This window comes from Rhizobium sp. CF142 (assembly GCF_000281145.1).
Classification (GTDB): domain Bacteria; phylum Pseudomonadota; class Alphaproteobacteria; order Rhizobiales; family Rhizobiaceae; genus Rhizobium.
In genome coordinates this window covers 1-15,178 of the sequence record NZ_AJWE01000008.1, presented here as the reverse complement: position 1 = coordinate 15,178, position 15,178 = coordinate 1, and the positions used below count along the sequence as shown (strand labels likewise).

General features: G+C 60.3%; 13 protein-coding genes. 12 read left to right on the top strand and 1 reads right to left on the bottom strand.

The window, feature by feature from the left end; genetic code table 11:
* Positions 1–235 precede the first annotated feature (235 nt).
* Positions 236–1,186, bottom strand: a complete 951-nt coding sequence (locus tag PMI11_RS01290) for a LysR family transcriptional regulator (protein WP_007812482.1) — start codon at positions 1,184–1,186, stop codon at positions 236–238.
* A gap of 98 nt (positions 1,187–1,284) precedes the next feature.
* Between PMI11_RS01290 and PMI11_RS01285 the strand changes: the two genes are divergently transcribed.
* The 12 genes from PMI11_RS01285 to PMI11_RS01230 form a co-directional block, all read left to right on the top strand.
* Positions 1,285–2,160, top strand: a complete 876-nt coding sequence (locus PMI11_RS01285) for a dioxygenase family protein (protein WP_007812481.1) — start codon at positions 1,285–1,287, stop codon at positions 2,158–2,160.
* Positions 2,157–3,218 carry a maleylacetate reductase gene (locus tag PMI11_RS01280; RefSeq protein WP_007812480.1) on the top strand — a complete coding sequence of 354 codons (1,062 nt, stop codon included), beginning with the start codon at positions 2,157–2,159 and terminating at the stop codon, positions 3,216–3,218. Before PMI11_RS01285 ends, PMI11_RS01280 begins: the two co-directional genes overlap by 4 nt.
* Positions 3,219–3,269: 51 nt before the next feature.
* Entirely contained in the window at positions 3,270–4,550 is a 1,281-nt protein-coding gene (locus PMI11_RS01275) for an ABC transporter substrate-binding protein (protein WP_037070530.1), read from the top strand.
* 53 nt (positions 4,551–4,603) lie between these two features.
* The gene (locus PMI11_RS01270; RefSeq protein ID WP_007812478.1) at positions 4,604–5,323 is read left to right on the top strand and encodes an ABC transporter ATP-binding protein; all 720 of its coding nucleotides are present in this window, start codon (positions 4,604–4,606) and stop codon (positions 5,321–5,323) included.
* Positions 5,323–6,045, top strand: coding sequence for an ABC transporter ATP-binding protein (locus PMI11_RS01265; RefSeq protein ID WP_007812477.1), 723 nt, complete (start codon positions 5,323–5,325; stop codon positions 6,043–6,045). The genes PMI11_RS01270 and PMI11_RS01265 overlap by 1 nt, the downstream gene beginning before the upstream one ends.
* Entirely contained in the window at positions 6,032–6,895 is an 864-nt protein-coding gene (locus PMI11_RS01260) for a branched-chain amino acid ABC transporter permease (protein ID WP_007812476.1), read from the top strand. The genes PMI11_RS01265 and PMI11_RS01260 overlap by 14 nt, the downstream gene beginning before the upstream one ends.
* 9 nt (positions 6,896–6,904) lie before the next feature.
* A complete protein-coding gene (locus tag PMI11_RS01255; protein WP_007812475.1) occupies positions 6,905–8,020 on the top strand; it encodes a branched-chain amino acid ABC transporter permease in 1,116 nt (371 codons plus the stop codon).
* Positions 8,013–9,767 carry an FAD-dependent oxidoreductase gene (locus PMI11_RS01250; RefSeq protein WP_007812474.1) on the top strand — a complete coding sequence of 585 codons (1,755 nt, stop codon included), beginning with the start codon at positions 8,013–8,015 and terminating at the stop codon, positions 9,765–9,767. The genes PMI11_RS01255 and PMI11_RS01250 overlap by 8 nt, the downstream gene beginning before the upstream one ends.
* 7 nt (positions 9,768–9,774) lie before the next feature.
* Complete coding sequence (locus PMI11_RS01245; protein WP_007812473.1) at positions 9,775–10,659, top strand: intradiol ring-cleavage dioxygenase; 885 nt, start codon at positions 9,775–9,777, stop codon at positions 10,657–10,659.
* 1,119 nt (positions 10,660–11,778) lie between these two features.
* Positions 11,779–13,227, top strand: a complete 1,449-nt coding sequence (locus PMI11_RS01240) for a hypothetical protein (RefSeq protein ID WP_007812472.1) — start codon at positions 11,779–11,781, stop codon at positions 13,225–13,227.
* Positions 13,205–14,035, top strand: coding sequence for a hypothetical protein (locus PMI11_RS01235; protein ID WP_007812470.1), 831 nt, complete (start codon positions 13,205–13,207; stop codon positions 14,033–14,035). The genes PMI11_RS01240 and PMI11_RS01235 overlap by 23 nt, the downstream gene beginning before the upstream one ends.
* Positions 14,035–15,178: hypothetical protein (locus PMI11_RS01230; RefSeq protein ID WP_007812469.1), on the top strand; the 1,144-nt coding region annotated here is incomplete at its 3' end. The genes PMI11_RS01235 and PMI11_RS01230, both read left to right, overlap by 1 nt.

Sequence of the window (15,178 nt, the reverse complement as noted above, 5' to 3'; positions counted from 1 at the left end):
CAAGGCTACCGGATGCAAAGGTGTCCGGTAGCCTCGTCTTCTCGGCTGCGCATCGGATCCCCCGAAGGCTTTCTAATTTGGTATCTGATGAACAGGTTTGTGCCTGATGTTGCACAACGGGTCGGCCGTGCCGTGAACGAAGAGAAGCGGCACTTTCATCTCGTTCAGCCGGCCCTACCATGTCTCGTCCCGGAAGTGCCGACAACAATCCTCACCAGTCGGAACGACCGGCACATCAAAGACCCCAGACGACCGCCTCTTCGTGGCGTTTGATCAGGTGGCGCAAGCTTTCGAAACCGGAGCGGACAAATGTGGCAAACTGGTCGACGGCGGGCGAACGGTGCGCATCAACACGGCTGAGGATCGCCAGTGCCCGTTCGGGATGCGGAATGGTGATGGGTAATGCCGTGATCGATTTGTCCTTGCGTTGCGCAAAGACGACGCTATGGGGCATGATCGTCAGCGCATCGGCGGTCTTCAGATAGTTGATCACCGCCATCAGCGAACCGCCCGAATAGCGGATCTTGAGCTCGGTTGCTCCGAATGAGAGAAGAAGCGCGCGCAAATCCGCAAGCAAAGGGCTACCCGGCGGCGGTGCGACCCAGGGATATTCGAGAAGATGGCTCGGCTGCGGCCGCCGTTTCAAGAGCAGGGGATGCGTGACCCGGCAGGCGACAACGTTGCGGCCGGGAAGAATCTGCTGAAACTCGAGCCCCGAGCCTTCATCGAGAATATCGATCGGGCAGATAGCGAGATCGATCTGGTCGGCTTTCAGCGCGGCCCTGAGATCCGGGAAATAGCCGTAGCTTTGATCGATGCGCACGTCGGGATGGCTCGACTGAAACTCCGCACAGATCCCAGCGATCAGTCCATCCATGAAAAAAGGCGTGCCGCCGACGCGCACGACGCCACTCTTGCCGACCCTGAAACTCTCGACGAGATCGGAGGCCTTGCGGGAGGCCGCCAACATGACGAAACCATGCTCGGCGAGCGCCAGGCCAAAGCCTGTCGGCTGCAGGGGCCGCCGGCCCCTGACGAAAAGCGGCTCGCCCAGGCGCTTTTCCAACATGGACAAGGTGCGCGAGACGGCAGGTTGTGCAAGCCCCAGCAAAGCCGCGCCTTCGGTAACGCCGCCGGTCTTGACGACAGCGGCGAGCTGGATCAGGTGACGCTCATCAATCTTCATAACGATCGGTTATATTATCTCTCAACAAAATCATCAATCGATGTGGCTCTGCCTGCTATTCTTCCCACACGTCGCAGAGCAAGTCGGGGAGGATTGGCATGGCGGGGCGCTCTCAACCGCTCACATTCAGCGAGGCGACATCGTCTGAAGCCTTCGCTGAGCGCTTTTCTCCCGACAGGGACGCCAGGCTGGTCGAATTGCTCGCAGCCGCCGTGACCCATGCGCACGACCTCATCAAGCAATTTCGGCCGACCCAGGACGAGTGGCGAAGGTTCATCGCTTTCCTGACGGAGGTCGGTCACGCTTCAGACGAGCGCCGACAGGAATGGGTGCTTCTGTCCGACCTGATCGGCGCTTCGGCACTTATCGAAGACATCAATTCGCGCCGGCCGAAGGGGGCAACCCCCAACACAATTCGCGGCCCCTTCTTCCGTGCCGATGCGCCTGCACGTGCCTCGGCTTCGTCGATCTCACTCGATGGCATCGGCGAACCGCTTATGGTGTCGGTTCGCGTCCAGGATCTCGACGGCCTGCCCGTCGCAGGCGCTGAGGTCGTGACCTGGCAGGCCAATGCAGAGGGCTTCTACGAGAACCAGCAACCGGATCTCCAGCCCGAACATAATCTGCGGGGCCTGTTCAGAACCGATGTAGAGGGGTGCTTTTCCTATCGCTCTATTGTTCCGTCCGGCTACGGCGTGCCGGCCGACGGTCCAGTCGGTCGGCTGCTGTCTGCGGCCGGTTATCCCTTGCGCCGGCCGGCGCATCTGCATTTCGTCGTGCGTGCAAAGGGCTTCGAGACGATTACGACGCATGTCTACGACGCGAGTGACCCGCATCTGCACGAAGACGCGTTGTTCGGCGTGCGGCCCGAACTCGTCACCTCTTTCGATCCCCTCGAGGTCGACGGTCGCAGCGCAAAGGCGGTCAAACTTACCTTCGTCATGGTCCGGGCAAAACCGGGGAGGACGGCATGATCGATGCATTTTCCTATGCCGGCAGTCCGGCCCGGATTGTCTTCGGCGATGGCAGCAGGAGCAAGGTCGCCGAATGGATTGTAACAGCCGGCTGCAAGCGGGCGCTCGTCCTTGCAACGCCCCATCAAAGGGCGGATGCGGAGGCGCTGGCAACCGAAATTGGCTCCCTTGCCTGCGGTGTTTTTGCTGGCGCTACCATGCACACGCCGGTCGACGTGACCGAGACTGCGATGAAAATGGTGGCCGAAACCGAGGCGGATTGTGTGATCTCGCTTGGTGGAGGATCGACGACCGGCCTAGGCAAGGCGATTGCCTATCGCACCGACCTTCTGCAGATCGTCGTCCCGACCACCTATGCCGGCTCGGAGGTCACACCCATTCTTGGCCAGACCGAAGGCGGTCGGAAAACGACTGTTCGGGACGCGCGAATACTCCCGGAAATCGTTATCTACGACCCGGCCTTGACCCTGGGGCTACCGGTTTCGATGAGTGTGACGAGCGGCCTCAACGCCATGGCGCATGCCGTCGAGGGCCTTTATGCACGTGATCGTAATCCTATTTCGACCCTGATGGCGCTCGAGGGGCTGCGCGCTTTTGCCAGCAGCCTGCCAAAAATCGTTGCGGCACCCGATGCCACCGACGCCCGAAATGAGGCGCTCTATGGCGCCTGGCTTTGCGGCACAGTGCTTGGCACGGTCGGCATGGCGCTGCATCACAAGATCTGCCACACGCTCGGCGGCTCCTTCGACACACCGCATGCCGAGACCCATGCGGTGATGCTGCCGCATACGGCCGCATTCAACGCCAAGGCCGCAGCAACCGAACTTGCCCCTGCTGCCGATCTCTTCGCAGGCTCGATCGGCGGCGGCCTTTGGGATTTTGCCAAGTCGATTGGCGCGCCCTTGTCGCTGAAAGAATTCGGGCTGAGCGAGGCCGATCTCGATCACGCGGCGTCGATTGCTGTCGAAAATCCATACTGGAACCCGCGCCCGATCGACCGGGATTCGATCCGGGCGCTTTTGCAGGGGGCCTGGGACGGCCGCCGACCGGCAGATTGATCGTCTGCCTGACTACGCACTCTTTGGGAGGAGAGGACAATGGGAGGACACATGTTTACGAGACGCGATTTTCTGAAGACGACAGCCGCCTGCGGAGCCGTACTTGCCGCATCCAGCCTTCCAGCGCCGGCAATCGCCCAGACGGCGGCAATCAAGCTTGGCTATGTGAGCCCGCAAACCGGTCCGCTTGCCGCCTTTGGTGAAGCCGACAAGTTCGTTGTCGACGCCTTTCTCGCGACCACCAAGAAGCTCGGTCTCAACTATGAGGTCGTGGTCAAGGACAGCCAGTCCAATCCCAACCGCGCTGCCGAGGTCGCCAAGGAACTGATCGTCGACGACCAGATCAATCTGATGCTGGTATCCTCGACGCCGGAGACGACCAATCCGGTCTCGACGACCTGCGAAGGCGAGGGCATGCCCTGCATTTCCACGGTCGCGCCCTGGCAGCCCTGGTTTATCGGCCAGCAGGGCAATCCCGGTGATCCAGCCTCATGGAAGCCCTTCGATTACGCCTATCACTTCTTCTGGGGGCTCGAGGATATCATCGCCGTCTTCACCCGCATGTGGGGACAGATCGAAACCAACAAGAAGATCGGCGGGCTGTTTCCGAACGACGGGGATGGCAATGCCTGGGGCGACAAGGTCGTCGGCTTCCCGCCGGTGCTCGAAAAGCTCGGCTACGGGCTGACCGATACAGGCCGCTACCAGAACCTGACGGATGATTTCTCCGCGCAGATAAACGCCTTCAAGCAGGCCCAAACCGAAATCCTGACCGGCGTGATGATCCCGCCCGATCTCACCACCTTCTGGAACCAAGCCAAGCAGCAGGGCCTGAAACCGAAGATCGCCTCGATCGGCAAGGCGCTGCTCTTCCCGCAGACCGTCGAGGCGCTTGGCAATGCCGGCCACAATCTGTCGACGGAAGTCTGGTGGACACCGAGCCATCCGTTCAAATCCTCGCTGACGGGCGAGACGACGGCTGCCGTCGCCGATGCCTTCACGAAATCGACCGGCCGTCCCTGGACGCAGCCGATCGGTTTTGCCCACGCGCTGTTCGAGCTTGCCGTCGACGTGATGAAGCGCGCCGGCGATGTCAGCGACGGTGATGCGGTAGCAAAAGCGATTAGCGAGACCAAGCTCGATACGCTTGTCGGACCGATTGCCTGGGGCAATGAGAAGCTTCCGCCCTTCGCCCAGAAGAACGTCGCCAAGACGCCGCTGGTCGGCGGTCAGTGGCGGCTGAAATCGGGCGGCGGTTACGATCTCGTCGTCGTCGAAAACGGCCTTGCCCCGAACGTGCCGCTCGGCGGCAAGCTCGAAGCCCTGGCGTAAGGCGCGCATCCGCCTGGCTTAGCAGCCGGGCGGATCTTTGCGGAGATTGGCCGATGCCCATCCTGGAACTCAACGCTGTCTCGAAATCCTTCGGCGCACTCGTCGTTGCCGAGGATATCCGCTTTTCGGTGGAGCCGGGCGAAGCGCTCGGCGTTATCGGGCCGAATGGTGCCGGCAAATCCACGCTCTTCAACCTGATCAACGGCAATCTGTCCGTTGCGGGCGGGGCAATCCGCTTCGACGGCCGGGACGTTACCCAGACGCCGCCGATGCAGCGCTGCCTTGCCGGCATGGGCCGCACCTTCCAGATCCCGCAGCCCTTCGAGCGTCTGACTGTCTATGAAAACCTGCTGGTCGCAGGCGCTTTCGGCACGCGGGCGAGCGAAGCCGATGTCGCAGGCTTCTGCGCCGACATCCTGGTCGAGACCGGTTTGATCGCCAAAGCCAACAGACAGGCGGCATCGCTGACCCTTCTAGAGCGCAAGCGGCTGGAACTTGCCCGCGCGCTTGCCACCCGGCCGAAGCTCCTGCTTCTCGACGAAATTGCCGGTGGCCTGACAGAGGGCGAATGCCGGCAATTGGTGGCGACGATCAGGCGCATTCACCAGCGCGGCATGAGCATCATCTGGATCGAGCATGTGCTGCACGCGCTGACTGCGGTTGCCGAGCGCATCCTGGTTCTCAATTTCGGGCGTGTCGTCGGTATCGGTTCACCGGAGGCGATCATGGTTTCGGACGAGGTGCGCGCCATCTATCTCGGTATGGAGGTCTGATGGCAAGCCTTCTTGAAACCCGCGGCCTGACGGCCTTTTACGGCGACTTCCAAGCCGTTTTCGGCATCGATATTGATCTCGATGCCGGCGAGACGATTGCCGTCATCGGCGCCAACGGGGCAGGCAAGTCGACGCTGATGCGCTCGATTGCAGGCGTGATTGCCAACCGGGCTGATATGGTTTTGCATCGGGGCGAGGCGATCGGTGCAATGCCTTCTTTCGATATCGTGCGCCGCGGCATCGCTCTCGTGCCGGAAGGGCGCAAGCTCTTTGCCTCGCTGACGGTGGAAGAAAATCTGCAGGTCGGCAGCTACGGCTGTAAGCGCTCCGGCCCTTGGTCGCTGGAAAGCGTCTACACGCTGTTTCCGATCCTGAAAGCGCGAAGAGGCAATCCGGCGACCGCGCTTTCTGGCGGCCAGCAGCAGATGGTGGCAATTGGCCGTGCCCTGATGTCGAATCCGGAGATCCTGCTCTGCGATGAACTCAGCCTCGGTCTGGCGCCCGTCGTCATCAAGGATATCTACGCAGCCTTCAGCCGTATTCGCGCATCCGGGATGGCGATCGTCGTCGTCGAGCAGGATATCGCCCAGGCCCTGAAGGTCGCCGATCGCGTCTATTGCATGATGGAGGGACGGATCACCCTGAGCGGGCGCCCGGCGGACCTCGATCGGACCCAGATCCATGCAGCCTATTTTGGAGCCGACAGCGATGAACTGGCTTGATACGCTTCTTCAGGGCGTGTTGCTCGGCGGGCTCTATGCCCTGTTTGCGGCCGGCCTCAGCCTGGTGTTCGGCATCATGCGGCTTGTGAATCTTGCCCATGGCGACCTCATCGTTTTGGCAGCGTTTTTGATTCTGCTTCTCGTTTCGTCGCTCGGCCTCGATCCGTTCATCGCGGCGCTGATTGCAGCGCCCCTGATGTTTGCGATCGGCTGGCTGCTGCAATACCACCTTCTCAACCGCACGCTCGGCAAGGATGTCTTGCCGCCGCTGCTTGTGACCTTCGGCCTCTCCATCGTCATCCAGAACGGGCTTCTTGAGGCCTTCACTGCCGACAGCAGAAGGATCTCCGCCGGGTCTCTGGAGACGGCCTCGCTGCAGCTGGGCAGCATCAATGCCGGACTGATGCCGCTTCTGACTTCCGGCTCGGCTGTCGTGGTGATTGTCGCCTTGAACCAGCTCATCTATCGCACGGCCCTCGGGCGCGCCTTCCGCGCCACGTCGGATGATGTGGTCACGGCTGGCCTGATGGGCATTCGCCCGAACTCGATCTTTGCGATCGCTACGGGACTGGCAATGATGATTGTGACGATCGCCGCACTCTATCTCGGCATGCGGGCAAATTTCGATCCGACGGCCGGGCCGGCGCGGCTGATCTATGCTTTCGAAGCTGTGATCATCGGCGGTCTCGGATCGCTCTGGGGTACGCTTGTCGGCGGCGTCATCCTCGGGCTGGCGCAGACGATCGGCGCCGCCATCAATCCGGAATGGCAGATCCTTGCCGGTCATATCGCCTTCCTGATCGTTCTGCTCCTACGGCCGCGCGGCCTCTTTCCGCGCGCTGTCGATTGAGGCCCCGCCATGACCACGGGTTTGGAAATCATGACGACCGATAGTCAAGCATCCCCGGATTGGAGGATCGAAACAGGCACACGGCTGTCCCAGGTCTTTTCGCTGGTCTGCCTGGTTGGGCTCGCCGGCCTTGCGGCAGCACCGCTTTTCCTGCCACGCGGGGTGGTGCAGGATCTGTTCTTCATCCTGACGATGCTGACCCTGGCGCAGAGCTGGAACCTGCTTGCCGGCTATGCGGGGCTGATTTCGGTCGGCCAGCAGCTCTTCGTCGGCTGCGGTGCCTATGCTCTCTTCGGTCTCGTCATCCTTGCCGGGCTCGATCCGATCCTCGCCATTCCACTTGCCGGCGTCTCGGCCATGCTGGTTGCCGTACCGACGGCTTTCTTCGCCTTTCGCCTGTACGGCCCCTATTTTGCGATCGGAACCTGGGTGATTGCCGAAGTCGGGCGGCTATTGCTTGCCCAGTGGAAGGTGCTTGGCGGCGGCACCGGCACGTCGCTGCCGCGGGATGCGACCCGCGACATGCTCGGCATCTCTATGCTTGAAGACTGGTTTGGCATGCGGGCGGCCGCGGCAGCCGATGCCCTGTCCTTCTGGCTCGCACTGATCGTTACGGCCGCAACGATCGCGACCGTCTACAAGCTGTTGCGCAGCCGCCAGGGTCTCGGCCTTGCCGCAGTGCGCGACAACGAGACGGCTGCGCGTGCACTCGGCGTCGATGCACGCCGGCTGAAGACGATGATCTACCTGCTGACGGCCTTCATCACCGGCATCATCGGCGCGCTCATCTATCTCCAGAAGGGGCGGATATCGCCCGATGCCGCCTTCTCGCTGACCGACTGGACGGCCTATGTCATCTTCATCACGGTCATCGGTGGCATCGGCACGATCGAAGGACCAATCCTTGGCGTGCTGGTCTTCTTTTTCCTGCGGAACGCCTTTTCGGCCTACGGCTCCTGGTACCTTCTGGCGCTCGGGGCGCTTGCCATCGTCACCATGCTGTTTGCGCCCCGGGGGCTCTGGGGGCTGATATCCGACCGCACCGGTTGGGAACTCTTTCCGGTTCGCCGCCTGCTTAGGGGCGGACCTGTTCTACCAAATGAAAAGGGAGGGCCGAATGGCTGATATCACCACCGACGTCTTGATCATAGGCACGGGACCTGCGGGTTCGGCGACCGCCGCGTTGCTTGCGAGCTACGGTCTGGAGCCACTTATCATCAATCGCTATCGCTGGCTCGCCAATACGCCACGAGCGCATATCACCAACCAGCGCACGATGGAGGTCCTGCGCGATCTCGGCCGGGATGTTGAAGACGAGGCCTATCTCTTTGCGACCGAACAGGACCTGATGGGCCAGAACGTCTTCTGTACGGCGGTGGCCGGCGAGGAAATCGGCCGCATGCAGAGCTGGGGCAATCATCCGCTGTCGCGCGCCGAACATCTCCTGTCCTCGCCAGGTCGGATGAACGACCTGCCGCAGACCTATATGGAGCCGCTGCTCTTCAAGACGGCCTGCTCGCGCGGCGCCCAGTCGCGCATGTCGACCGAATATTTGAGCCACGTCCAGGATGCTGATGGGGTCACGACGACCTGCCTAGATCGCCTGACGGGCAAGGAAGTGACGATCCGCTCGAAATTCCTCGTCGGCGCAGACGGCGGCAATTCGAAGGTCGCCGAACATGCCGGCCTGTCCTTCGAGGGCCGGATGGGGGTCGCCGGCTCGATGAATATCCTCTTCGAGGCTGATCTGTCGCGCTATGTCGCCCATCGTCCCTCGGTGCTTTACTGGGTGCTGCAGCCAGGCGCCGATGTCGGCGGTATCGGTATGGGCCTCGTGCGCATGGTGCGGCCCTGGAATGAGTGGTTGATCGTCTGGGGTTATGACATCAACCAGCCGGCGCCTGCCGTCGACAACGCTTTTGCCACCAAGGTCGTGCGTGAACTGGTCGGCGTTCCCGACCTTGAGCCGAAGATCAAGTCGGTCTCCACCTGGACGGTGAACAACATGTATGCGACGACCCTGTCTAACCGCCGGGTCTTCTGCATGGGCGATGCCGTGCACCGACACCCGCCATCGAACGGCCTCGGTTCCAACACCTCGATCCAGGATGGGTTCAACCTTGCCTGGAAGCTTGCCATGGTGATCAGAGGACAGGCTGGAATGGGCCTTCTCGACAGCTATCAGGCCGAGCGCGCGCCGATCGCCAAGCAGATCGTCACCCGCGCCAACAAATCGATCGAGGAATTCGGTCCGATCTTCAAGGCGCTTGGCCTTCTGGATTCCGTTGATCCGGTGAAGATGCAGCAGAACATGGACGCGCGTTGCGATGACGGCGAAGCCGCCGAACGCCAGCGCGCGGCAATCCGCGACGCCATTGCCTATAAGGTCTATGAATTTGATGCTCATGGCGTCGAAATGAACCATCGCTATGCATCGAAGGCGATCGTCAAGGACGGGCAGGCGGAACCCGCCTTCGAAAAGGATGCCGAACTTCATTGCCAGCCGACGACATGGCCTGGTGCAAGGCTGCCGCATGTCTGGCTCTTCGGGGCGCAGGGTGAAAAGGTTTCCAGCCTCGATCTCACCGGTCATGGCCTCTTCACGATCCTGACCGGGATCGGTGGCGACGGCTGGGTTTCCGCGGCAAAGGCGCTGTCGAAGGAATTCGGAGTGCCGATCGCCGTCCATAAGATAGGCCCCCGGCAGGTCTGGCAGGATCTGACGGGTGACTGGGCGCGCACGCGCGCGATCAGCGATTCCGGCGCCTTGCTCGTTCGTCCCGATCATCATGTCGCCTGGCGTTCGCATGCGGCGGTCTCAGAGCCGGAAGCCGAACTGCGCCGTGTCCTGAAAACAATCCTGGATCGCTGAGGTCGTCATGGGTACTGAAGAAAACGGCTATTTCACCGAGGCTAATTCGGTCGACGTCGTCACCAGCCGCAATGGCGGGGCAAAGAGCGAGCGGTTGAAGGTGATCATGGAAGTGGTCACCCGCAAGCTCCACGAGGCGGTGAAGGAACTGGAACCGACGCAGGAGGAGTGGATGGATGCGATCCTTTTCCTCACGCGCACCGGCCACACCTGTACCGACTGGCGGCAGGAATTCATCCTGCTGTCGGATGTGCTCGGTGTTTCGATGCTGGTCGATGCGATCAACAATCGCAAACCCACCGGCGCCTCGGAGAGCACGGTACTCGGACCGTTCCATGTCGCCGATGCGCCGGAACTGCCGATAGGTGCCAATATCTGCCTCGACCACAAGGGCGAGGACATGGTCATCGGTGGCCGCATCCTGGATACCGATGGCAAGCCGATCGCTAATGCCGTCCTCGATGTCTGGCAGGCCAATGACGAAGGTTTCTATGACGTGCAGCAGCAAGGCATCCAGCCGGATTTCAACCTGCGCGGCGTATTTCGAACGGGAAAGGACGGGCACTATTGGTTCCGCGCGGTCAAGCCCAAATATTATCCGATCCCCGATGACGGGCCGGTTGGGCAGATGTTGGGTGCGCTCGGCCGACACCCTTTCAGGCCGGCGCATCTGCATTACATCATCAAGGCGGAAGGGTTCGAAACACTTGTTACGCACATCTTTGATCCCGACGATCCCTACATCCATTCGGACGCAGTGTTTGGTGTGAAGGAGAGCCTTCTTGCCGACTTCAAGCTGACGGAAGATCCCGCGCGCGCAAACGAGCTCGGATTCGAGGGAAAATTCTGGCAGGTCGAGTACGATTTCGTGCTGGCGCCGGCTAAGTCTTAGGTTGGCATGAGTCCTCAAGGCACTGCAGTCGATTGCAATGGATGGCGGAGGGGACGTCATCGTCTTTTACTTCCGCGGTTGGTTTGCTGCGCAGGGTCGCTGTCAATTTTAACCAATGTCATAACCCGAGAGAAACAGGAGATCTGATAGGGTCAATCGCCAATTCGAGCAATATCAAGGATCAGATGCGACGGCTCCTATTTGTTTCCTCAATCACTTCGCTGTTAGCGGTTGTTTTAATGAACGTGTACGAGTCGGTTCGAGGATTTGAATCGATCTTTGGCTTGTTCCGCTCACCGTCAGAAATCATCACGCAAGGATTCGGCGAATTCTTGGTTTTTTGGTTCCTTGCCCTCGTGGTTGGATCTTCGGTGTCATTTTTCAGACGAAAATCCAAAAAACGAAATCGGGGTATCGCCTCGTCAGTATTTGCGACATTCCTTTTTGTAGTGGTTGCACTGACGGGCGTTCATCATCCTCATCTTCCTCTAGAACATGTAGCGCTTCGGGGGACACTCACGGAAAGTCGCTTTTGAGAGCGGTCGTTTGACGCGCTTCTGCGACAATTGGGGGCACGTAAGTTGTCTATGACGGCAATAGTGCCGAGCTTGACGCGGCGGGTTGTTTCCGAGCGCCGGCACTGGTGTGCCTGGGAAGATGAGAGGATGCAACCCGACCGTCGACTACGATGAGCGCCACCGGTCGCGACGTCGGCCGGAAAGCGGAACACGATGGCGCGGGGCAGTCGGTCCCGCGTCGACTGACGCCGACGCTCCTGCGGCTGCCCTCCTCACGCCTTCGTGCGACGCGAATTCCCGCTTTCGCGCGCTAATCGCGCGCCGCGATGCTGAAAGCTCCGATACGCTTCATTGTTTGTTGTCGATCCTTGGGATCGGAGGGTACGTTCTGCTCAATAGCCTGTGTGGAGCGGTGGAGCGCCGATCGTGTCATCGGATGTGCCTATCCCGCCGCCCAAGACGGGGTCTTTCTTTCCGACACAGGTTAACCGTGGTGAGCGATTAAACCCCGACCGTTGACGCAGCTGCTGGACCGATCACAACCTCTGAGCTACGCATTGCAAGTTAGGATTTCCGCAACCATGTTTCCGATGAGGACGCATTGCCGTTTGAAGCACTAAACAAGCTCTGGACCAGTGTTCGCGAATCCAGTCACGACTTCCGTGCATCCACGGAGATTTTCCCGTCACTCGATACGGACAAACTGGTCCAGACGCTGGAAGTGCGGGAGAAGGGTACCGACAACGGAAGGGCTAACCGTCCCGCGCCGTCGGCACAGTCCCTCGACGAGGTTGAGCAGCGTATCGTCGGCCGTATCGAACAGGAGAAGGCGTCGGCCTACCAAGTTCTGGAGGACCAGTCCCAGACGTTCGACGGACGGCTTCGCAATCTCGATTTCGAGGGGCAGTTCGGGCTCATCCGGCAGGCAAACGCATCCAGTCTTTCCGATTTCAAGGCGGAGATCGCCAGCGGCGTCGACGAACTCCATGGCTTGCGCCGCGATCTCAAGATCGCCGAAGACGAGATGACGTCTTTCAAGAGGCAGCATCGGCTGGATCGGGCGGCGAAGGTACCGAGCGCCGGGGCAACGAGCGTCAAGATCGCGTTGCTAGTGGTCCTGGTCCTCATCGAAATCGTCATGAATGGTAACTTCCTGGCCAAGGGCAGCGAACAGGGCATCATTGGCGGCATCACCGAAGCGGTTGTCTTCGCGGTGCTCAATATCGGCGCTGCGCTGTTGTTCGCCTTCTTCTGCGTTCGAAATCTCGTCCACCGGTCATGGCTACTGAAGCTCGGGGGATTGCTTGGCCTTGCAGCCTATATTGTCGTTGCGCTGGCCGTGAACCTTGCTCTGGCCCACTATCGCGAGGTATCGGCCACCATTCTGGAAGGGGCGGGGACCGAGGTCATTCGACGAGTTCACGAGAACCCGCTCGGCTTGGTCGAGTTGAACTCATGGATGCTTTTTGCCATCGGGATTTTCTTCTCGATCCTTGCATTCATTGACGGATGCATGTTGACCGACCCGTATCCCGGTTTTGCCGGCGTCCAGCGCCGTCTGGACGATGCGCGGCAAAATTACATTTCTGGGAAGCTGGACCTGATCGACAACCTTCGTAAGATCCGCGACGACCATAACGATAAGATCGAAGAGATCGTCAGGGATTTGAGCTCGCGCCGCCAGGAATCTGCTGCCATCATCGCTCATCGTACGCGGACCACGGGGCTTTTCGCGGAGTACCAGAGCCATCTCGAGCGCACCGCAAACGCCGTTCTCACTGCTTACCGCGAGGCGAACCGGGCTGCGAGAACAGAGCCGGAGCCTCAATATTTCACGACTGGGTACAAGCTGGAGCGGATAACGCCCATCCTGAAAACGAGCGAGGAATGGGACGATCGCGTTCTGTCGGAACGCATCCAGGTCGCCCAGGCGGAACTCAGCGATCAGATCAGAAAAATCGGTTCCACGTTCGAGACGGCCGTCGAGCAGTACCACAGACTGGACAATCTATTCCCGGAGGCAGGCGTTGGCGCGGAACAGGCGGCGTAGCAGTCGTTCCAGAAAAGGCGGCTTTTCGACGGGCGCTGTTGTGGCGACGATTGCACTTTCGGCAGTCGCGCTTGCCATGATCGGAGCCTTTGGCTGGCTTAAGTACCAGGCGATGTCTAGTGTTTCGCTCGATAAGGCATCTCTCTGCCCGACGACGGGTCCGACCAGCGAGACGGCCATCCTTTTGGATGTCACCGACCCGATTTCAGGCACGACATCCCTTGACCTCAAGAACCAGTTTCAGCGGCTGGTTTCCGGCGTTCCGGTCAACGGAGCGATCGACGTCTACGCGCTGACCGAGAAGGAAGGGGAGCTTGAAAGAACCTTCCACGGCTGCAATCCGGGCAGCGGCGATCTGGCCAACGAGTGGACCAGCAATCCGAAGCTGGTGCAGCAACGTTGGGAGAAGGGTTTCCAGAAGCCCCTGGCTGAAATCGCGGGCAAACTCGGGTCTGGCGCTTCGGGTGAATTCTCGCCGATCATGGCGGGTATCCAGCGCATAAACCTCGAAGCCTTCCAGCCCTTGCCTGCAGGCATTCCGAAGACCTTGTATGTTGCCTCGGATATGGTCGAACATACTGCGGCGTTTTCCAGTTATCGCGACGGCGTTTCGATCGCCAAATTCGAAAGCAGTCCTGCACGAGAGAAATTCCGGACGTCTTTGGATGGGGTGCAGGTCAAAGTCCTCGCTTTCCAGCGGCCGGGCCAGAAGTTCAAGATGGAGGACTTGGCTGCGTTCTGGAAATCCTGGGTAGAGAAGAATAACGGCGAGTTCGCTGGTTTCACCCGTCTGGAGGGACTGGAGTGATGGCATCAAACGACACGGGAAGAACTGCGTTTCGGGACTGGGCTCCTATCGTGCTGTTCGCAGCGGTGACGATCGGGGGAATGATCTTCATCTGGTCGGCGAAACTCGCCGCCGGGTCGACATTTGTCGTGACGGCAGTGCCTCTGGTGCTAATGGCGATCTACTTCCTGGCGTCGATAGCGCTGGCTGGTTTCCGGCTGCACAATGAGCAGGCGGGCGACAACCTCTATTACATGGGGTTCCTGTTTACGCTTTCGAGCCTTGGTGTATCCCTCTACCTGTTCGCCGGGGAGACTTCGATCGAGACGATCGTCCGGAACTTCGGTATCGCGGTGACATCGACAATCGCGGGCGTGACGCTACGCATCCTCTTCAACCAGATGCGCCGCGATCCGATCGACATCGAACGCAGTGCCCGCCACGAGCTTGCGGAGATGACGCGACGGGTCCGAACCGAGCTCGACACGTCCGCTCGCGAGTTCTCGAACTACCGCCGGGTCAGCAATCAGATGCTGACGGAGGGCTTTGAGGAGATCGGTCGCCAAGCGGAAAAGAACGGCGAGGAAATTCGCAAGGTCATCGAGGCGATCTCCAAGGAGGCCATCATCCCGATCCAGGAGGCCGCGACCAAGCTTTCATCGATCATCGAGGACCACAATAGGTCGGTGACCGATCAGGCAGCGGAAGCGACCCGGAAACTGAGTGAGACGACGGATAAGCTCTCGACGATCATCGACAAGTTCGGTGTCGCCGTGGAGGGCGTCGGTACCCGTCTTGGAGAAATCAGGCCGCCCGAGGATGTCATCCGGTTCGAGCTGACCCCCACAATCGACGCGATCAAGGATATGACCGATGCCCATCTCCGGCGGATGGAGGAGGGGATCGCGGAAACACGCTCGCAGTCCGCCAAGGTGGACGATGCATTGAAGCCCTTGACCAGCATCGACAATAAGCTGGATCGCATCGCGGAAGCGCTTGAGCGTGACAGGGAAAATCCGCCACCGTCCATCTCTTCGAAAACGGCAGACGTTGTCGAGGCGGTCGGGGCGAGCGAGAGTACGACGGTGGATGCCGAACCGGCTATCTTGGATGGTGAGAAGACCGAGGCCAGCCCGACACTAGACGAGCCGAAACGGCGGGTGT